The sequence below is a fragment of the Bacillus sp. FSL H8-0492 genome (genome assembly GCF_038006145.1).
In the GTDB taxonomy this organism is placed as follows: Bacteria; Bacillota; Bacilli; order Bacillales; family Bacillaceae_G; genus Bacillus_A; species Bacillus_A mycoides.
Map to the genome: position 1 here is coordinate 853,617 of NZ_JBBOUP010000001.1, position 20,658 is coordinate 874,274.

At 36.4% G+C, this 20,658-nt stretch carries 20 protein-coding genes and 2 tRNA genes; 18 read left to right on the forward strand and 4 right to left on the reverse strand.

Going from position 1 to position 20,658, the window contains the following annotated elements; genetic code table 11:
• Nucleotides 1–153 precede the first annotated feature (153 nt).
• The 3 genes from gerE to MHH66_RS04320 all read left to right on the forward strand — a co-directional run bounded on the left by gerE (nt 154) and on the right by MHH66_RS04320 (nt 1,950).
• Complete coding sequence (gerE, locus tag MHH66_RS04310; RefSeq protein WP_000659484.1) at nt 154–378, forward strand: spore germination transcription factor GerE; 225 nt, start codon at nt 154–156, stop codon at nt 376–378.
• A gap of 107 nt (nt 379–485) precedes the next feature.
• Nucleotides 486–1,148: a type 1 glutamine amidotransferase domain-containing protein gene (locus MHH66_RS04315; RefSeq protein ID WP_063218788.1), complete on the forward strand. Its 663-nt coding sequence runs from the start codon at nt 486–488 to the stop codon at nt 1,146–1,148.
• 163 nt (nt 1,149–1,311) lie between these two features.
• On the forward strand, nt 1,312–1,950 hold the full coding sequence (locus MHH66_RS04320; RefSeq protein WP_063218787.1) for a TetR/AcrR family transcriptional regulator: 639 nt from the start codon (nt 1,312–1,314) through the stop codon (nt 1,948–1,950).
• 49 nt (nt 1,951–1,999) lie between these two features.
• On the opposite strand, the gene MHH66_RS04325 is transcribed toward MHH66_RS04320, so the two are convergent.
• Nucleotides 2,000–2,683, reverse strand: coding sequence for a type 1 glutamine amidotransferase domain-containing protein (locus tag MHH66_RS04325; protein WP_063218786.1), 684 nt, complete (start codon nt 2,681–2,683; stop codon nt 2,000–2,002).
• Nucleotides 2,684–3,052: 369 nt separating this feature from the next.
• Here MHH66_RS04325 and MHH66_RS04330 point away from each other — a divergent pair, with 369 nt between their 5' ends.
• From MHH66_RS04330 to MHH66_RS04365, 8 genes are all read left to right on the forward strand, one after another.
• Nucleotides 3,053–4,378: an MFS transporter gene (locus tag MHH66_RS04330; RefSeq protein WP_063218785.1), complete on the forward strand. Its 1,326-nt coding sequence runs from the start codon at nt 3,053–3,055 to the stop codon at nt 4,376–4,378.
• A gap of 360 nt (nt 4,379–4,738) precedes the next feature.
• The gene (gene racE / locus MHH66_RS04335) at nt 4,739–5,551 is read left to right on the forward strand and encodes a glutamate racemase (protein WP_002015338.1); all 813 of its coding nucleotides are present in this window, start codon (nt 4,739–4,741) and stop codon (nt 5,549–5,551) included.
• Nucleotides 5,552–5,681: 130 nt separating this feature from the next.
• Nucleotides 5,682–6,731, forward strand: coding sequence for a GerMN domain-containing protein (locus tag MHH66_RS04340; protein WP_002129281.1), 1,050 nt, complete (start codon nt 5,682–5,684; stop codon nt 6,729–6,731).
• Between the two features lie 131 nt (nt 6,732–6,862).
• Nucleotides 6,863–7,600, forward strand: coding sequence for a ribonuclease PH (gene rph, locus MHH66_RS04345; protein ID WP_002015340.1), 738 nt, complete (start codon nt 6,863–6,865; stop codon nt 7,598–7,600).
• Between the two features lie 11 nt (nt 7,601–7,611).
• Entirely contained in the window at nt 7,612–8,220 is a 609-nt protein-coding gene (locus tag MHH66_RS04350; protein ID WP_063218784.1) for an XTP/dITP diphosphatase, read from the forward strand.
• A gap of 13 nt (nt 8,221–8,233) precedes the next feature.
• Entirely contained in the window at nt 8,234–8,737 is a 504-nt protein-coding gene (locus MHH66_RS04355; protein ID WP_063218783.1) for a metallophosphoesterase, read from the forward strand.
• A 108-nt stretch (nt 8,738–8,845) separates the two neighbouring features.
• A tRNA-Gly gene (locus tag MHH66_RS04360) sits at nt 8,846–8,919 on the forward strand.
• A 1-nt stretch (nt 8,920) separates the two neighbouring features.
• Nucleotides 8,921–8,994 (forward strand) — tRNA-Arg (locus MHH66_RS04365).
• Between the two features lie 51 nt (nt 8,995–9,045).
• Here the strand turns inward: MHH66_RS04365 and MHH66_RS04370 are convergent.
• Nucleotides 9,046–9,660 carry a PH domain-containing protein gene (locus MHH66_RS04370; RefSeq protein ID WP_063218782.1) on the reverse strand — a complete coding sequence of 205 codons (615 nt, stop codon included), beginning with the start codon at nt 9,658–9,660 and terminating at the stop codon, nt 9,046–9,048.
• A gap of 315 nt (nt 9,661–9,975) precedes the next feature.
• Here MHH66_RS04370 and MHH66_RS04375 point away from each other — a divergent pair, with 315 nt between their 5' ends.
• The 7 genes from MHH66_RS04375 to yihA all read left to right on the forward strand — a co-directional run bounded on the left by MHH66_RS04375 (nt 9,976) and on the right by yihA (nt 19,419).
• Nucleotides 9,976–10,224 (forward strand): hypothetical protein, encoded by a 249-nt coding sequence (locus tag MHH66_RS04375; protein ID WP_001983650.1) that lies wholly within the window; start codon nt 9,976–9,978, stop codon nt 10,222–10,224.
• 198 nt (nt 10,225–10,422) lie between these two features.
• Nucleotides 10,423–11,421: a hypothetical protein gene (locus tag MHH66_RS04380; RefSeq protein WP_063218781.1), complete on the forward strand. Its 999-nt coding sequence runs from the start codon at nt 10,423–10,425 to the stop codon at nt 11,419–11,421.
• Nucleotides 11,422–11,731: 310 nt separating this feature from the next.
• Complete coding sequence (tig, locus tag MHH66_RS04385) at nt 11,732–13,009, forward strand: trigger factor (protein ID WP_002015345.1); 1,278 nt, start codon at nt 11,732–11,734, stop codon at nt 13,007–13,009.
• Nucleotides 13,010–13,273: 264 nt separating this feature from the next.
• A complete protein-coding gene (gene clpX / locus MHH66_RS04390) occupies nt 13,274–14,533 on the forward strand; it encodes an ATP-dependent protease ATP-binding subunit ClpX (protein ID WP_000472285.1) in 1,260 nt (419 codons plus the stop codon).
• 106 nt (nt 14,534–14,639) lie between these two features.
• Nucleotides 14,640–16,310, forward strand: coding sequence for an ATP-dependent protease LonB (gene lonB / locus MHH66_RS04395; RefSeq protein WP_063218780.1), 1,671 nt, complete (start codon nt 14,640–14,642; stop codon nt 16,308–16,310).
• 185 nt (nt 16,311–16,495) lie between these two features.
• Complete coding sequence (gene lon, locus MHH66_RS04400) at nt 16,496–18,826, forward strand: endopeptidase La (RefSeq protein ID WP_002192456.1); 2,331 nt, start codon at nt 16,496–16,498, stop codon at nt 18,824–18,826.
• The gene (yihA, locus tag MHH66_RS04405) at nt 18,823–19,419 is read left to right on the forward strand and encodes a ribosome biogenesis GTP-binding protein YihA/YsxC (protein ID WP_002088829.1); all 597 of its coding nucleotides are present in this window, start codon (nt 18,823–18,825) and stop codon (nt 19,417–19,419) included. The genes lon and yihA overlap by 4 nt, the downstream gene beginning before the upstream one ends.
• 33 nt (nt 19,420–19,452) lie before the next feature.
• Here the strand turns inward: yihA and MHH66_RS04410 are convergent, their stop codons facing one another.
• Both MHH66_RS04410 and MHH66_RS04415 read right to left on the reverse strand, forming a co-directional pair.
• Nucleotides 19,453–19,869, reverse strand: coding sequence for an organic hydroperoxide resistance protein (locus MHH66_RS04410; RefSeq protein WP_002015349.1), 417 nt, complete (start codon nt 19,867–19,869; stop codon nt 19,453–19,455).
• A 2-nt stretch (nt 19,870–19,871) separates the two neighbouring features.
• Nucleotides 19,872–20,324, reverse strand: coding sequence for a MarR family winged helix-turn-helix transcriptional regulator (locus tag MHH66_RS04415; protein ID WP_002034199.1), 453 nt, complete (start codon nt 20,322–20,324; stop codon nt 19,872–19,874).
• Nucleotides 20,325–20,658 lie beyond the last annotated feature (334 nt).

The following is a 20,658-nucleotide window of genomic DNA, read 5'->3' on the forward strand; positions in this document are numbered from 1 at the left end:
AGTGTACGCACTGTATAAAAGTCTAAAATAACATAAGAAATAAAGCCCATTTTCATTCACCACCTGCACATTTCGTTCATACAATATCTTGACTAAATAAACACCCAACTTACACATATACAGCTCTGGCTTAAGCAAGGAGGGTTATACCAGTTGAAGGAAAAAGCGTATCAATCTAAACCGTTACTCACAAAGAGAGAAAGAGAAGTATTTGAATTACTGGTTCAAGATAAAACGACGAAGGAAATTGCAGGTGAACTGTTTATAAGTGAAAAAACAGTACGTAATCACATCTCAAACGCAATGCAAAAGCTAGGGGTTAAAGGACGTTCACAAGCAGTTGTTGAGCTTCTTCGTATGGGAGAGCTCGAACTATAAGAAAGCAGCCGACTTTTATACAAAAGGTCGGCTATTTTTCTGTTTGTTTCATGCTCCATATGAATGATAAGAATGTTTCATACATAAATAGGTAGTAAGGAGGGGATATGTTGAAAAGGGTATTATTAGTTTCAACAAGCGCTCATGATTTGAATGGACACCCGACTGGTTTGTGGCTGGAAGAGCTCGCAGCTCCTTATCATTTATTTAAAAAAGCTAAGTTCGATGTTGATATTGTGTCGATAAAAGGCGGGAGAGTACCAATTGATAGAGTGTCTATTCCGAATGGCATACCTCGTGAATTTAAGCATGTCGCTTCTTTATTGCAAAATACGAGGGCGATTTCAACTGTTCACTCTTCAGAGTATGATGCGGTATTATTTTGTGGTGGGCACGGGGCGATTGTAGATTTTCCAGGTAATCCATATTTAGCAAATTTAATTGAGAATATGTACAATAATAACCGGATCGTAGCGGCTGTTTGTCACGGGGTAAGTTCTTTAGTTGGTGTGAAAAATAAAGATGGCTCGTTTTTTGTTGCCGGTAAGCGTATAACAGGTTATACAAACGATGAAGAAAAAGCTGTACATTTAGAAAATCGAGTTCCGTTTTTGCTAGAAAGTAAGTTGAAAGAAGAAGGGGCTTTATTTTATGTAGCACCTAATTTCACGCCGCATGTTGTAGTAGATGGGCATTTGATTACAGGGCAGAATCCGCAGTCTAGTGTGGGAATAGGTAAGGCTATAAAAAGAGCTGTAAATAAATTATAGAAAAGGTGCCCGCTACTAACAAAGGTAGCGGGTACTTTTTATGTATAGCGTAGATTGAAATTGTAATAAACTAAAAAGACGTAATGAGTATAATAACTTCATTTATAAACATTCATGAATTTGCTATACTATTTTGTATGAACAAAAGGGGAGGCTCTTTTAAATGAGAAAAGTAGCGTGTGCAAATACTTATATTAATAAAATAAAGCCCGTTATTCGAAAGACGAGTTTTAGCCAATTAAAAATAGATGAAATTGCGAAATATATGGATATTAGTAAAGCTACTTTATATAAACGTTTTTCTTCGAAAGATGAGGTTATTGAGGCAGTAGTAGAGGATTTTATAAACTATCTTCTTGAAGGAGATGCGGATAATCAAGATGAAAGTATGTCGTTTACAGAACGTTTCCAAAAGACGTTTATCCATTCTTTAAAATGTGTGACGTATATTTCGGATGTTTTTTTACAAGATTTGAAAGAAGCGTATCCGCATTTGTCGGATCAATTAGTCGCTGCACAACAAAATCGCAATCGTAATTTGCAAATGTTTTTTGAATCGGGTATGGAACAAGGTTACTTTAATAAAATGAATGCGCAACTATTTATGGTGCAAGATGATGTGATGTTAAGACGCATTATAGATCATACTTTTTGCATTCAGTACGATATTACGTTAAAGCAAGCGATACTTGATTTCTACAATTTGAAGAAATACCAACTGTTTAAACCGGAATTTTTAGATGTAGTTGATGATTCTGAAATTGAAAAAGAAATTATAGCTAATCTACAAATGATTTCGTAAAAAAAGCAGATTTCCCTTACTAGAGGGAAATCTGCTTTTTTAGTACATATTATTTTTGCAACTGTTTTAATACTAATTCAGCTACTGGACCACCTGAAGCAGGGTTTTGACCAGTAATTACACGATTATCTTCTACAGCGTAAGCTTCCCAAGGTTGCGCAGCTTTTTCGTAAAGTCCTCCATATTTAACGAGTTCATTTTCTGTTAAAAATGGAACGAATTGATCTAATTCAGCCAGTTTCTCTTCTTCATTTGAGAATCCTGTTACTTTTTTATCGTTAATTAAACGATCCCCGTTACTTAATGTGATATGGAATAAACCAGCAGCTCCGTGACAAACAGAGGAAACAATTCCGCCATTTTCATAAATGTTGCGGCTAATATTTTGAAGTTCTTTGTTTTCTGGGAAGTCCCAAATAACTCCGTGACCACCCGCGTAATAAATAACAGCGTAGTCTTCTTGATTCACTTCACTCGGTTTCATTGTAGAACCGAGACGATTCATAAATTCTTTCTTTTGATACCATTTCCAATCAATGCTCTCCGCCATCGCTAAACTATGCGGATCAATCGGTGTATAGCCGCCTTGTGGACTGACATAATCTACTTCGTAACCAGCTTCTTCTACTTTTTTAACGAAATGGACAGCTTCACCAAGCCAAAGCCCGGTAGCTCTATTTAAATTTGGGTATTTTTCTACGCTCGTTAATACAACTAACATTTTTTTCTTCATCATAATCCTCCTGTAATGTTTCTTCTATATAAAAGTTCTTTATTTACTTGATTGTATTAAGTTAGAAATTGCAAATTTGAATAACCATGTCAGTCCCCCTTATACCGGATTCGAAATTAGTGTATAACAATTTTTATACAAAGTAAACTAAAAACACTAAATTAGTTTACTTTGTATATTTTTCGTTGACAAACTGTAATGCTGAAACTATGATAGTTCCATGAATATCGAACAACATAATGTTACGTTTCGAATTCAATTTGTCGCGCGATAAATTTATACATTTGATGAAGTTGTTTAGTAGTGATAGAGGAGCTAAACAACTTTATTTTTCATTTACAGTTACTACAATCAGAAGAGGTGTTACGCATGGGGAAAGATATAAGTAACCATTCAAAATGGTTTGTTTTCACATTATGTTTTATCGTTTTATTAGGACCGATGAATGCGGTTTTATTTAATGTAGCGTTAGAGGATATTGCTAATGATTTATCTATTAGTCAATCGAAAGTAAGTTGGGTTGTAGTAGGTTATTCCTTAGTTGTCGGTATTGGTTCGATGATATATGGGAAGTTGGCTGATCGTTATAGCGTAAAAAAACTATTGATTATTTCAATTATCATATTTGTAGCGGGTTCTATTATTGGATTTATGAATCAATCTTATGCGATTACCATTCTTGCAAGATTAGTGCAGGCGAGTGGGGGCGCGGCGTTTATTGCGCTTAGTATGATTGCAGTGGCAAAATTAGTTGCTCCTGCTAAGAAGCCTGGTGCATTAGCGATGATTAGTTCTTCTATTGCATTAGCAATAGGCATTGGTCCTTTAGTTGGCGGGGCTATTACAAATACATTAGGGTGGCCATATTTATTTTTATTTATGGTTATTTCAGTAGTTGGGATTTTCTTGCTTATAAAATTTATGCCAGAAGAAGCGCAGCATACGGATGAAGCGTTTCATTTTGATTACATTGGAGCGGCGTTATTATTTGCATTCATTACGACTGTTTTATTAGGTGTCAATATTAATAGTTGGCTATTTGTGTTATCGGTAGCGTTCTTATTTTTATTCACGGTTCGTATGAAGAACGCGGAGCATCCATTTATTGATATTGAGTTATTTTCGAACAAACCATTTCTTCGTTTAATAGCGGTCGGGTTTATAATTAATGTGGCGTTATGTGCTAGTCTATTATTATTGCCATCACTGTTAGGAAGAGTGCACGGATTGTCGCCATTCGTTATCGGAATTGCATTGTTTGTTGCATCACTCTTTGGTATTGTATCTAGTTTTATTACGGGGAAGATTGTCCCTTCGTTTGGAAATGTGAATATGATTTATGTAGCGTCTGTCATTATGATCGTTGGCTTTTTAATTTTAGGGCTTATTCCGAACGGGAACTTAATCATTATTTTAGTAGCGGTTATTTTAACATTTATGAGTTATTCAGCTATTCAAGTATCATTAAACACATTTATACCGAAAACATTACATCCAGCTAAAGTTGGAGTCGGTCTTGGTTTATATAATTTAATTAACTTTTTCGGTATGGCATTTGGACCAGCTGTAGCGAGCAAAGTTATGGAATCTACAAATAGTTATCGTTTGAATTTTATTTTAATCATCATTTTAATTTCTGCTCATTTCTTTTTATTAATAGGAATGTCTTCTTTCCAAAAAAAGATGGAGCAATAAAGTGAAACTTTAATTAGTGGGGGGCATCCCCCGCTAATTATTAGCCTACACCAATCGGACTTTTACGGGCAGCCCGATCCCCCATATAACTTCTTTGCTTTCGCTGAATTTTGAGGTGAGGGTCTTACTGTCCAGCAAATGGCGAGGTAAATACGCAATTTATATAGAAGAAACCGACTTTCATATAGAAGGTCGGTTATTTTTCTGTCTTGCAAATTATGAAAAAAAGGAGCAAAATAAAAAAGGTCCTGATCTATATAGGTACAAATGAAAATTTTTATACAGGGGCACTTTAAGTTAGCGAACTTAAAGTGTGTAAAATATACTGATAAACATAAAAGATGATGAATGAGAAAACGGGTGATTAAGTTGAATAGAGCGATCGGTGTTATTGATTCAGGAGTGGGCGGTTTAACAGTAGCGAAGGAATTAATTCGTCAGTTGCCGAAAGAGCGTATTATATATTTAGGGGATACAGCACGTTGCCCTTATGGTCCGCGTTCTCGTGAAGAAGTGCGTCAATTTACGTGGGAAATGACGGAGCATTTATTAGATTTAAATATCAAAATGTTAGTTATTGCGTGTAATACAGCAACTGCGGTTGTATTAGAAGAAATGCAGAAACAATTACCAATTCCAGTAGTTGGAGTTATTCATCCAGGATCACGTACAGCTTTAAAAGTGACAAATACGTATCATGTTGGGATTATTGGAACGATTGGAACAGTAAAAAGTGGCGCCTATGAAGAGGCGCTAAAGTCTATTAATAACCGTGTTATGGTAGAAAGTTTAGCGTGCCCACCTTTCGTTGAGCTTGTAGAGAGTGGGAATTTCGAAAGTGAAATGGCGTATGAAGTTGTAAGAGAAACATTGCAACCGTTGAAAAGTACTGACATTGATACGCTTATTCTAGGATGTACACATTATCCGATTTTAGGTCCTGTTATTAAAAAGGTAATGGGGGATCAAGTACAATTAATTAGTTCGGGTGATGAAACAGCGCGTGAGGTAAGCACGATTTTATACCATAGTAAGATGCTAAATGAGGGAGAAGAACAAAGTGATCATCTCTTCTTAACGACTGGCAAAATAGGCCTGTTTAAAGAAATTGCATCAAAGTGGTTCGGTCAGCCGATTGAAAATGTGAAGCATATCAATTTAGAAACAGAATAATAGTAGATTCATATAAGAGAACTCCTGAGAAATCAGGGGTTTTTTCTGTATAAGTAGCCATAGCTTGTTCTAAAACATGAAACAGCTCGTATACATAATAGTACAAACTTAGATTTTAGGGGGGAATGGCATGCCTAAATCCACTTTTAAATGGGTTGTTGGTGCTACTGTGAGTGCGATTTTATTATCAGGGTGTGGCTTGTTAAATCAAGAGAAAGCGACAGAACAAATTGATCCGCCAAAAAAAGTTACGTATACAGAAGGTGAAAAGAAAGAAACTGCTAAAAAAGATAAACAAGGGCAAACAGTAAATAGAGAGTTATACCTCGTTGATAAAAATGGATATGTCGTACCGCAAACTATTGCAATGCCTACTCCGAAAGCGAATGAGGTTGTACAGCAAACGTTAGAGTATCTTGTGAAAGATGGACCAGTTACAAATTTATTGCCAAATGGATTTCGAGCAGTCCTTCCAGCGAATACGACGATGACCTTGAATTTGAAAAAAGGCGGGACAGCAGTAATTGATTTCTCTAAAGAAATGAAAAATTATTCAAAAGAAGAAGAACGTCAAATTGTTGAATCAGTAGCGTGGACTTTGACTCAATTTACAGAAATAAAACAAGTGCAGTTCCAAATAAATGGTGAAAAGTTAGTGAAGATGCCTGTTGCGGGTACACCGCTTGGTGAAGGTGTAAGTCGTGCGAATGGAATTAACTTTGATGATGAACAAGTAGCAGATGTGACGCATACAAAACCGGTTACACTTTACTTTATGGCGCAAAATAATAATAAGCAACAATATTACGTACCGGTAACAAGGCGCGTTGCAGAAGGAAAAGAAAATGATTACTCGGCAATTGTGGATGAGCTTGTAAAAGGTCCGATTCAAGGGTCGCTACTAAATGATTTTAATCCAGGAGCTAAGCTTATTACGAATCCAAAAGTGGAGAACGGAAATATTACATTAAACTTTAATGAAAATATATTTGTGAACCCAGACAAAAACATGATTTCAAATTATGTGTTGAAATCGTTAGTCTTATCTTTAACGGAAAAACAAGGTGTGAAAAATGTTTCTATTGAAGTGAATGGGAAAGCAAATCTTATGGATGAGAAAGGTGAAAAGTTAATAAAACCTGTTGATCGTCCACAAAACGTGAATACAGGTAGTTTTTAATCGCGAATAATTTGATATACTTATGTAAGAAAGGGGAATTGCTTTTTGAGTTCCCCTTCTTTTATTGTTATACATATCGTACATTTAAATTTGGCTATACTAATGAGAGTATTTATGAGGGGGTTATTTTTATGCGAGTAGATGGTAGAGGAAAAGCAGAGCTACGCCATATACATATTCATACAAATTATTTAAAACATCCAGAGGGATCAGTACTAATTGAAGTTGGGGATACAAAGGTAATTTGTTCAGCGACAATTGAAGAGCGTGTACCGCCGTTTATGCGCGGAGAAGGAAAAGGCTGGGTAACAGCAGAATACTCAATGATTCCACGTGCGACAGAGCAACGTACAATCAGGGAGTCAAGTAAAGGGAAAGTAACAGGGCGTACAATGGAAATCCAGCGTTTAATTGGACGAGCACTACGTGCGGTTGTTGATTTAGAAGCGCTTGGCGAAAGAACGGTTTGGATTGACTGTGATGTAATTCAAGCGGATGGCGGAACGAGAACAGCTTCTATTACAGGTGCTTATGTAGCGATGGTATTAGCTTTTGAAAAATTATTGCAAGCAGAAAAAGTATCTAAAATTCCGGTGAAAGATTATTTAGCGGCAACGTCAGTAGGTGTTGTTGAAGAACAAGGTGTTGTTTTAGATTTAAATTATGCTGAAGATTCTAAAGCAGACGTTGATATGAACGTTATTATGACTGGAAAAGGTCAGTTTGTTGAAGTGCAAGGAACTGGAGAAGAAGCGACGTTTAGCAGAGCTGAATTAAATGAATTACTTGATGCTGCTGAACAAGGGATTTTCCAACTTGTTGAAAAGCAAAAAGAAGCGTTAGGTGACATCGTATCTCATATAGAGTAGAGGTGGAAAATATGAAGCAAGTTGTTGTAGCGACGAAAAATCTTGGGAAAGTACGTGAGTTTGCTGAGTTATTTGAGAGATTTGACTTAGAAGTGAAATCTTTACACGATTTTCCTCATATTGAAGAAGTCGAAGAAACTGGTGAAACATTTGAAGAAAACGCAATTTTGAAAGCGGACAGTCTTAGTAGACAGTTGAATTCCATCGTAATTGCGGATGACTCAGGTCTTATTGTAGATGCCTTAAACGGGAAACCAGGTGTATATTCAGCTCGTTTTGCTGGAGAGCCGAAAGATGACCAAGCGAATATCGATAAAGTGTTGCAAGAGTTAACTGACATCGATTTAGAAAAACGTATAGCTCGTTTTTACTGTGCACTAGCGGTTGCTTTCCCTGAGGCAGATAAAGAGCCGGTTATTGTAAACGGAACGTGTGAAGGGAAAATCTTAGAACAGCGCCGCGGGGAAAATGGTTTTGGATACGATCCGATTTTTTATGTAGAAGAATATAAAAAGGCAATGGCGGAGCTAAGCTCAGATGAGAAAAATGCCATTAGCCACCGCGGACGCGCTCTTCGTAAATTAGAAGAGAAAATCCCGGAATGGTTTTTAGAAGAATAAGGGAGAGAGATTGATGAAAGCTTTAATCGTAAGCGATAGTCATAGCTCTGTGAAGGAATTACAGCAGTTAAAAGAGAAATATGAAGGGAAAGTAGATGTCATGATTCATTGTGGTGATTCAGAGCTAACGCCTGCTCACGAAGAGCTACAAGGTTTCCAAGTTGTAAAAGGGAATTGTGATTATGCTAACTTTCAAGATGAAATTGTAACTGATGTAGATGGAATTCGTTTCTTAGTTGTACACGGTCATCGTCATAATGTGAAAATGACGTTACAAACGTTAGCGTATCATGTAGAAGAAGTAGGAGCACAAGTAGCGTGCTTTGGACATTCTCATGTATTAGGGGCAGAATTACTTGATGGGATTTTATTTATTAATCCAGGAAGTATTTTGCTTCCGCGCTCTCGTGTGGAAAAGACATTCGCTTTATTAGAAATGGATGAAAATCATATAGAAGTTCGTTTTGAAACATTAGACGGACAGCTAGTTGAACAAGCAGTTTTTAAAAGAGGATAATAAAAATTATCCTCTTTTAAAAAAGTGTTGACTTTATAAGTGGTTATGAATATAATAAATATTGTCGATAGGGCAATGGCGCTAACGAAGAAAAATTAAATAACATATGCGGGTGTAGTTTAGTGGTAAAACAAGAGCCTTCCAAGCTCTGGTCGAGAGTTCGATTCTCTTCACCCGCTCCATGTCCCAGTAGCTCAGCCGGATAGAGCATACGCCTTCTAAGCGTACGGTCGGGAGTTCGAATCTCTCCTGGGACGCTAAAAAAACCTTGTTATCTTTTGATAACAAGGTTTTTTGTTTGTTTTAAATTAGTTATTAATAAATTTTTCAAAGACAAAACTGTAATCTTTTACGTTATATTGCTTTTTCGTATCAACGAGCCAGTTAAAGGCGATCTCGTTCATCTCTTTAAACTGTTCTGCTAAATTTACTTGTGCATTTGAAATACGGCTGAAAGCGTTAGATGCCATATCTAAACTTTTATGTGCATACTGCAATGTAATGTCGTTGTCGTATGAAATTTCTTCGATTTTAAGAAGAGCCTTATATAAATCTTTTAATTCTTCAATATGTTTTTTATGAACATCAATTGAGTAATGCTCATCTCCCATTTGAAATTTAATTTCTACATCTAAATCAATCGTTCCTGCAGTTTCAAGTGCTACGTTTTTAATTTGATATTTACTATAGCTAAAGCGGCGTAATGTACGTTTTTTGCTTGTGGCACTTGTACCATCTAGGTGAATTAATCCTTTGTTTGTAAAGCAATATTCATCCGATTTTGATTTAATAAGAAAGTAAATTTTCTCCCCATCTTCATGCATTACGTAATCATCAGCATCGACCTTATCGTAATCTTTTGGTGTGATAACGGAACCTACATCGCTTAATCCTAAAACGTCAGCTGCCATTTTTTTGAACATATATAATCCCCCTTGTAAATTAAATTCTTAATTGTACAAAAATATATTAACATGATTTTAAACTTATTTTTGAAATCTTACAACTCTGTAAGGTAAGTGTAAGGAAGTTCGATGGTAACAAATTACTAATCTTATATAATGAAGATAACAACGATAAATGAGGAGGAAGAGATGATGAAAGGATTAATCGTAACGGGTTTAACAGTAGCTTTTGGGTTTGTGGCGTATGAAAAGTTAACATATGTAATTGATGTTGTAAAACATTTAGTAGCGTAGAAAAAACTGCCATGAGAGGGAAAGGGAATGAGTGAATGAATGGAATGGTTATTTGGAATTATAGGTACTTGTAGTGTAGTTTTATTGTTCTTTGTCCCGAGTGGTATACTTAGTTCGACAACGAGTTTATTCTTTTTAAGTTTGTTTGCTTGTACGATGCTTATTATTATGTTTTTAATGAAGCGAAGTAAACCAATCTTCTATTTTAGCATGATTGTTATGGCAATTATTGTTCTCCAAATTATTACCCTTGTTATATACCCCACAATTATAAAAGCTTTCCATTAATGATGAACCCTCTGCCGTCTGTTGCTGAGGGTTTTTGTTTGTGAAAAATGAATTTCGTTTAGAAGTTTGTTGCTTTTTCGTTATGAAAATAGAATATTCCTATATTTCAAATAAATAATTTTGGAATGTTGTGTTCTCATTACGCATTTGATATATTTACTTTGAAGATCATTAAAATCTAGAAAAAGAGGCGGACGTATGGATAAAAAAGAAAATACGGTCGTATTGTTTCCGCAACTATCAGAACGCTATATTGATAAAGGTTTTTTAGCGTTGAAAGAGCGGGAATTCGAAGATGCATTGCGCTGCTTTGAAATATTACGTCAGTATAATGCAGAAACGGAACAAACAGAATTAGCTTCCGTTATTTGTTTGCTAGAATTAAAACGTATGGAAGAAGCGAAAGAAAAATGTGAGCAGTTACTTGAAACAGGAGCTGTATTATTTGGTGATATTCTTGAAACGTATGTAACTATTTTAGTTCAAACAAATGATTATGAAGGTGTCATTGAAACTGTTGAGGAAGTTTTGCAAACGAAAGATATAATTCCTGAGCAAAAGGAAAAATTGGCGCAGCTTGCTTTGTTTGCGCAAGGGATGCTGAATGAAGAAGATACACCGCTAGTGGATTCGAATTTTGAATTAGAAGAATTTACCGATGGGCTTTTTGGAGAAAACTTTGGTCAAAAGCTAAGAGTGATCCAGAAACTTTCGTTAAAAGACCTGGATCTCGCACTTCCTACTTTAAAGAAATTTTTAATAGACGAAGATCAGCACCCTTATTTAAAAACTTCTATTTTGTATAAAATGGTAGAAAATCAAATAGAAGAAGAGATAGAAGTAGAGAAGTTTGGAAATACGATAAAGGTGATTCCAGCATTTACAGGTCATAATGAGGAGCAATCCGATAAAATTATACATAAATTCTCAAACCGATTAGAGCAAAATTATCCAGATATATTTAGTACGATGGTTACATACTGGAAAGAATTACAAATTAGCGTTTTTCCGTTCCCTCTATTAATGGATAAAGTAGAAATTTGGGCTGCTGTCTTAGAGAGAATTGGAAGAAAGCGTTTCGGATTGGCTATTGATGAAGAAGAACTTATGACAGCATACAATATTGAGTTTGAGGAATTTCATATTGCCTATCAATGGTTACTGCGCATTGAAAGAGAAGGGTATTTGCCCGTATAATTATGAAAAAGAATCGTTCAGTTATTGAAACGAGCACATTCTATGTTATAATGTAAGGGTTGCAAAAGGCAGAAATCTGCCTGTTTGTAAGAGAAGAGGAGTATAATTCTCTTACTTAATATGTTTCATATTAGTCTCGAACAAAATATACCGTAGTTGTCTTTTAGACAATTAGTAGATTGGAACATTGTATCTGAAAGCTTTTTGCTAGAGGGTTATTTGTACATTTGTTATTTCAAGAAAGAGATAATAAAAATTTTGATCTATAGAGGTATGTGCATACATTATTATAGTTGGAGGGAAAGAATAAATGTCTACAAAATGGGAAAAATTAGAAGGTAACGTTGGCGTTTTAACAATCGAAGTTGATGCTAAAGAAGTAAATAACTCTATCGACGCTGCATTCAAAAAAGTAGTAAAAACAATTAATGTACCAGGTTTCCGTAAAGGGAAAATGCCTCGTCCATTATTCGAACAACGCTTTGGTATTGAATCTTTATACCAAGATGCTTTAGATATCATCTTACCAAAAGCATACGGTGAAGCAATCGATGAAGCTGGTATCTTCCCAGTTGCTCATCCTGAGATTGACATCGAGAAATTCGAAAAAGGCCAAAACTTAATTTTCACTGCAAAAGTTACTGTAAAACCTGAAGTTAAATTAGGTGATTACAAAGGTTTAGCAGTAGAAAAAGTTGAAACAACTGTAACTGACGAGGATGTAGAGAACGAAGTAAAAGCTTTACAAGAGCGTCAAGCTGAACTAGTTGTTAAAGAAGACGGAACTGCAGCAGATGGTGATACAGCTGTAATCGACTTCGAAGGTTTCGTTGATGGCGAAGCATTTGAAGGCGGAAAAGGCGAAAACTATTCTCTAGCAATCGGTTCTGGTACTTTCATCCCAGGTTTCGAAGAGCAAGTAATTGGTCTTAAATCTGGTGATTCTAAAGAAGTTGAAGTATCATTCCCAGAAGAGTACCATGCTGCTGAATTAGCTGGTAAACCAGCAACATTCAAAGTAACAATTCACGAAATCAAAACAAAAGAACTTCCTGAGTTAAACGACGAGTTCGCTAAAGATGCTGACGAAGAAGTTGCAACTCTTGATGAATTAAAAACAAAACTTCGTACAAACTTAGAAGAAGGCAAAAAGCACGAAGCTGAGCACAAAGTACGTGACGAAGTAGTAGAATTAGCTGCTGCTAACGCTGAAATCGACATTCCAGAAGCTATGATCGACACTGAGTTAGATCGTATGGTTCGTGAATTCGAGCAACGTTTAAGCCAACAAGGTATGAACCTTGAGCTTTACTACCAATTCACAGGTACTGACGCTGACAAATTAAAAGAGCAAATGAAAGAGGATGCACAAAAACGTGTAAGAATCAATCTTGTTCTTGAAGCTATCATTGAAGCTGAAAACATCGAAGTTACTGAAGAAGAAGTAACTGCAGAAGTTGAAAAAATGGCTGAAATGTACGGTATGCCAGTAGACGCTATCAAGCAAGCTCTTGGAAGCGTAGACGCTTTATCTGAAGATCTTAAAGTGCGTAAAGCTGTAGACTTCTTAGTAGACAACGCTGCATAATAAAATAACAAGGCGCGATTTTAATCGTGCCTTGTTTTATAAATATAGAAATATATTTATAAAACTTTTCGATGAAGAAGGAAAAGTGCCTTTGTAAGTCGAATATACATATTTCAAAAGTTTTAAAATTTTTTTATTTGTACATAACTAGTCATATTATTTGTATTTCTCGCTACGTAGTGACATAATATGTATTTACATACGATACATTTATCGTGTACATACGAAGGCAAGAGGTTAGCACTTTGTAAGGGGTGTGAAAATATGTTTAAATTTAATGATGAAAAAGGTCAATTAAAATGTTCTTTCTGTGGTAAAACACAAACGCAAGTTCGAAAGTTAGTTGCAGGTCCAGGTGTTTACATTTGTGACGAGTGTATCGAGCTTTGTACTGAAATTGTACAAGAGGAGCTTGCGAAGGACGAAGAAGTAGAATTCAAAGATGTACCGAAACCGGTAGAAATTCGTGAAATCTTAGATGAGTATGTCATCGGACAAGATAACGCGAAAAAAGCACTAGCGGTAGCGGTATATAACCATTACAAACGCATTAATTCTAACAGCAAAATTGATGATGTAGAATTAGCGAAGAGTAATATTTCACTTATTGGGCCAACTGGTAGTGGTAAAACATTATTGGCACAAACATTAGCGCGTATTTTAAATGTTCCATTTGCAATCGCGGACGCAACATCTTTAACAGAAGCTGGATACGTTGGGGAAGATGTAGAAAACATCTTACTAAAACTAATTCAAGCGGCTGATTACGATGTAGAAAAAGCGGAAAAAGGAATTATTTATATTGATGAGATTGATAAAGTGGCACGTAAGTCCGAAAATCCATCAATTACACGTGATGTATCTGGTGAAGGTGTACAGCAGGCACTTCTGAAAATTTTAGAAGGTACTGTAGCGAGCGTTCCACCTCAAGGTGGTCGTAAGCACCCGCATCAAGAGTTTATTCAAATTGATACAACGAACATCCTATTCATTTGTGGTGGAGCGTTTGATGGCATCGAGCCTATTATTAAACGTCGCCTTGGTGAGAAAGTAATTGGATTTGGTGCTGAGAAGAAAAATGCTGATGTAAATGAGAAGCATGTTTTATCTCACGTTTTACCAGAGGATCTTTTAAGATTCGGTTTAATTCCGGAGTTTATCGGTCGTCTTCCAGTTATTGCGAACCTAGAGCCGCTTGATGAAGATGCTCTTGTAGATATTTTAACTAAACCGAAAAATGCACTTGTTAAGCAATTCCAAAAATTATTGGAGCTTGACGATGTTGAGTTAGAGTTTGAAGAAGGTGCACTAGTTGAGATTGCGAAAAAAGCAATTGAACGTAAAACAGGTGCTCGTGGACTTCGTTCTATTATTGAAGGCTTGATGCTTGATGTAATGTTCGAACTTCCATCTCGCAAAGATATCGAGAAGTGTATTCTTACGAAAGAAACAGTAGCTGATAATGAACCGCCGAAATTGGTGTTACAGGACGGTACTGTACTTGATACAAAAACATCTGCATAATGCGAAGAAGAAACAGCAATTTTTATAATTGCTGTTTTTCTTTATGTTTAGCACTATTCCTCCCAGGAAATACTAAAAGGTAAAACATAGCGGGAGGAAATGAATTATGAGCTGGACAAATATATTTTTACTTGTTCAACTTGTTTTTGGCGTAATTGTCGGATTGTATTTTTGGCATTTACTTCGAAATCAGCGAACACAAAAAGTTTCAATTGATCGAGAATCGAAAAAAGAATTAGAGCAGCTTCGTAAAATGCGTGAGGTTTCTTTAACAGAGCCGCTTGCGGAAAAGGTACGTCCTACATCCTTTATAGACATTGTAGGGCAAGAAGACGGGATTAAGTCGTTAAAAGCGGCTCTTTGTGGTCCTAATCCGCAACATGTGATCATATACGGTCCGCCAGGTGTCGGAAAGACAGCGGCAGCACGCCTTGTATTAGAAGAAGCGAAACGAAATCCGAAATCTCCATTTCGTACAAATGCAACATTTATCGAACTTGATGCGACGACAGCTAGGTTTGATGAGCGTGGTATTGCGGATCCATTAATTGGTTCAGTGCATGATCCTATTTATCAAGGAGCAGGTGCAATGGGACAAGCGGGTATCCCGCAACCGAAAAAAGGGGCTGTAACAGATGCGCATGGTGGTATTTTGTTCATTGATGAGATTGGTGAATTACATCCAATTCAAATGAATAAAATGCTAAAAGTGTTAGAAGATCGGAAAGTATTTTTGGAAAGTGCGTATTATAGTGAAGAAAATCCGATGATTCCAACGTATATACATGATATTTTTCAAAAAGGTTTACCTGCAGATTTTCGCTTAGTTGGTGCAACGACACGTTCACCAGAGGAAATTCCTCCTGCAATTAGGTCGCGTTGTTTAGAAGTTTTCTTCCGTGAGTTAGATACAGAAGAAATTCAAAAAGTAGCGAAAAATGCAGCTGACAAAGTGGAGATGCAAGTAGGTGAGAACGGTATCGAAATGATTGGAATGTATGCAAGAAATGGGCGAGAAGCAATTAATCTCGTGCAAATTTCTGCTGGTATGGCGATAAATGAAGAACGACCTTTCATTAAAGATGAAGATATTGAGTGGGTTGTTCATTCTAGTCAGCTTACACCAAAGTACGAAAAACGTATTTATCCAATTCCGAGAATTGGCCTTGTGAACGGGCTTGCTGTATATGGGCCGAATACAGGTGCGTTATTAGAAATTGAGGTAACAGCTATTCCTGCGAAAGATAAAGGATCAGTAAATGTCACTGGAATTGTAGAAGAGGAAAGTATTGGGAATCAAACGAAATCAATCCGCCGTAAAAGTATGGCGAAAGGTTCTGTTGATAATGTGTTAACAGTACTTCGTTCTCTAGATGTGTTGCCGGAAGGGTATGATATACATATTAATTTTCCTGGTGGTATCCCGATTGATGGTCCTTCAGCAGGTATTGCTATGGCAACAGGTGTCTATTCAGCAGTGCATCGTACGTATGTGAATAATGAAGTAGCGATGACAGGTGAGATAAGTATCCATGGAGAAGTGAAGCCTATTGGTGGTGTGTACGCAAAAATAAAAGCTGCGAAAAAAGCGGGAGCTAAGAAAGTCATCATTCCGGCTGAAAACATGCAACCATTTTTGTATACAATAAAGGGAATTGAGATCATTCCTGTTCGCAAATTAAAAGAAGTATTTGAATTAACATTTATGCAGGAAAATATGCATCGTGAGCTTGATGCACATAATGATTTGGACGAAACAGATGCACAATCAATGTGAGAATATACAATAATAAAAATTTGCCAGACTTCGTTTAAGTTTGTATGCTTAAGCGGAGTCTTTTTTCTTTTCGTGAGGCACAAAAAAACAGGGGATTAACAATTGCGAAGAATCTCTGCAATTGCATCTAGATGTATTGTAATATAAAATAGTTGAACAGGAGTTTAATTTATTATGGAGGTGCTATGTCTAGTATGAATACGAATGAAAGAATTGTGCCCCTCCTACCATTAAGAGGCATTCTCGTATATCCAACGATGGTTCTGCATCTTGATGTAGGACGTGATAAATCGATACAAGCACTAGAGCAGGCGGCAATGGATGAAAATATCATCTTTTTAGCAATGCAAAAAGAAATGAATATCGACGATCCGAAAGAAGATGACATATATAGTGTAGGTACAGTGGCGAAAGTGAAGCAAATGTTAAAATTGCCGAACGGTACGCTTCGTGTCCTTGTAGAAGGTTTACATAGAGCAGAAGTAGTAGAGTTTATCGAAGAAGAAAATGTGGTACAAGTTTCTATTAGAACAGTAACTGAAGAAGTAGAAGATGATTTGGAAGAGAAGGCTCTTATGCGTACGTTACTGGAGCATTTCGAACAATATATTAAAGTTTCGAAAAAAGTTTCAAATGAAACATTTGCAACGGTAGCTGATGTAGAAGAACCGGGAAGACTAGCTGATTTAATTGCTTCTCACTTACCGATTAAAACGAAGCAGAAACAAGAGATTTTAGAGATTGTATCTGTGAAAGAGCGACTACATACACTTATTTCAATTATTCAAGATGAACAAGAGTTACTTAGCCTAGAAAAGAAAATTGGACAAAAAGTGAAACGTTCAATGGAGCGCACGCAAAAAGAATATTTCTTACGTGAGCAAATGAAGGCGATTCAAACTGAACTTGGTGATAAAGAAGGCAAGGGCGGGGAAGTTGAAGAACTTCGTGAGAAAATTGAACAGTCGGGAATGCCTGAAGAAACAATGAAGGCTGCACTGAAAGAATTAGATCGTTATGAAAAATTACCTGTAAGTTCTGCTGAGAGTGGTGTCATTCATAATTATATTGATTGGTTATTAGCTCTCCCATGGACAACAGCAACAGAGGATATGATTGACCTCACTCATTCGGAAGAAATTTTAAATAAAGATCATTACGGTCTTGAAAAAGTGAAAGAGCGAGTACTTGAATATTTAGCTGTACAGAAGTTAACGAATTCATTAAAAGGCCCAATTCTTTGTCTAGTAGGACCTCCTGGGGTTGGGAAAACTTCGTTAGCACGTTCTATTGCAACATCGTTAAACCGTAATTTTGTACGTGTTTCTCTTGGTGGTGTGCGTGATGAATCTGAAATTCGTGGTCACCGTCGTACATATGTAGGAGCGATGCCAGGACGTATTATTCAAGGTATGAAAAAGGCGAAAACAGTTAATCCAGTCTTCTTATTAGATGAGATTGATAAAATGTCTAACGATTTCAGGGGAGACCCATCAGCGGCGTTACTTGAAGTGTTAGATCCAGAACAAAACCATAACTTCAGTGATCATTACATTGAAGAGCCATATGATTTATCGAAAGTTATGTTCGTTGCAACTGCTAATACACTTGCAAGTGTTCCGGGCCCATTGCTTGACCGTATGGAAATCATTTCAATTGCTGGTTATACAGAACTTGAAAAGGTGCACATTGCTCGTGAGCATTTATTGCCGAAACAATTAAAAGAGCACGGTTTGCGAAAAGGTAATTTGCAAGTACGTGATGAAGCGCTTCTTGAAATTATTCGTTATTATACACGCGAGGCTGGTGTTCGTACGTTAGAGCGTCAAATTGCAAAAGTTTGCCGTAAAGCAGCAAAAATTATCGTTACAGCAGAACGCAAGCGCATTGTTGTAACAGAGAAAAATATTGTTGATTTACTTGGTAAGCATATATTCCGTTATGGTCAAGCTGAAAAAACAGACCAAGTTGGTATGGCAACAGGTTTAGCTTACACAGCAGCCGGCGGCGATACACTTGCAATTGAAGTGTCTGTAGCGCCAGGAAAAGGGAAATTAATTTTAACAGGGAAACTTGGGGATGTTATGAAAGAATCCGCACAAGCCGCGTTTAGCTATATTCGTTCTCGTGCAGAAGAACTTCATATTGATCCGGATTTCCATGAGAAAAACGATATTCATATTCATGTTCCAGAAGGAGCAGTTCCAAAAGATGGACCATCAGCAGGTATTACGATGGCAACGGCACTTATTTCTGCACTAACGGGTATTCCTGTAAGTAAAGAAGTTGGTATGACAGGTGAAATTACACTTCGTGGTCGTGTATTACCGATTGGTGGTTTGAAAGAAAAAACATTAAGTGCTCACCGCGCGGGATTAACAAAAATTATTTTACCGGCGGAAAATGAGAAAGATTTAGATGATATTCCAGAGAGCGTAAAAGAAAACCTTACGTTTGTGCTTGCATCTCATTTAGACGAAGTATTGGAGCACGCATTAGTAGGAGTGAAACAATGAAAGTAACAAAAGCAGATATTGTAATTAGTGCCGTTAAACCGGAACAATATCCAGACAGTGATTTACCAGAAATTGCCTTAGCAGGTCGTTCTAATGTCGGGAAGTCTTCCTTTATTAATAAAATTTTAAATCGTAAAAAGTTAGTACGTATTTCTTCTAAACCAGGAAAAACGCAAACGCTGAACTTTTTCTTAATCAATGAAATGATGCATTTTGTTGACGTTCCAGGTTATGGATATGCGAAAGTATCTAAAACAGAGCGCGCGGCATGGGGCAGAATGATTGAAACTTACTTTACAACACGTACGCAATTAGACGCAGCTGTATTAGTAGTTGATTTACGTCACCAACCAACAAAAGATGACATTATGATGTATGATTTCTTAAAGCATTATGAAATCCCAACAATTATTATTGCAACGAAAGCCGATAAAATTCCGAAAGGGAAATGGCAAAAGCATTTAAAAGTTGTAAAAGAAACGCTTGCTGTTGAAATTGGCGATGAAATCGTTCTATTCTCTTCTGAAACAGGACTTGGAAAAGAAGAAGCATGGAAAGCAATTCATAAAATGACAAAAACAAAAAACGCGTGACGAATGTCGCGCGTTTTTTTATTTACTAAACTTTTAGCGTACGTTTAATGTAACTTCAATATTTCCTCTTGTTGCTTTAGAGTAAGGACATACACCGTGAGCGGCTTCTACAAGTTCTTGTGCTTCGGCATGAGAAACACCAGCAACATGTACGTCAAGTACAGCAGATAGTCCGAAACCACCATCTGTATCTTTACCGATAGAAACGTGTGCAGTCACTTCTGTACTTTCCACCTTCATACGTTTTGTACGAATTACAAGTTGCAATGCACTATCAAAGCAAGCTGCATAACCAGCTGCAAATAATTGTTCTGGATTTGTTGCTTCTCCGCCTGCGCCACCTAGTGCTTTTGGCATTTTTACATCAAGATTTAATATGCCATCATCTGAAACTACCTTACCGTTTCTTCCACCTGTTGCTGTTACTGAAGCAGTATATAATTTATCCATGTTTATTCCCCTTTTCTGTCATTAATTTTTTTCATTGTTTCAATTAATGTGTTTAATTGAATTAATAAAGAATGATATTCTTGCTCTGTAATTCCTAAATTTGTAGCCATCGTTGTTGGTAATGAACAAGCTATTTCTTTTAAATCTTTACCTTGTTTTGTTAATTCAATACAAACTTTTCGCTCGTCTTCTTTTGAACGAACACGTTGTACAAGTTTTAATGATTCCATACGTTTTAACATAGGTGTTAAAGTACCAGAATCTAAAAATAGACGTTCTCCAATTTCTTTTACTGTTAGTCCGTCTTGTTCCCAGAGTACGAGTAAAGTAATGTACTGGGGATACGTAATGCCCATTTCTTCTAAATAGGGGCGGTAAAAACGGGTAACCTCTCTAGAACAAGCGTAAATAGAAAAACAAAGTTGGTTATCTAGATGCAAAGGATTTTCTTTCATAGGCAACTCCTTGTATTTTTAAATTGTTCACAATTTAATTTTGTAAAACCAATATAACGAAAAAGAAATACAATGTCAAATGCATTGCATCGAGAAAGTGAGTACTATATTTTGGAACAATCATACATATTTTCCTTCATGATGAAAGAAGATAGAAAAGATGATGTTATAATTAATATGGAATAGTTTCCATCACTTGATTATGAGGACTTTTTTTGGTAACGTACAAATAGAGTTATTATTTTATAATTATTATAAAGTAGAAAGTTCTTTATTAATCTTACTGAAGCTCCCTTATTACATATGGAGAATAAATAAAAAATAATCAGTTGTT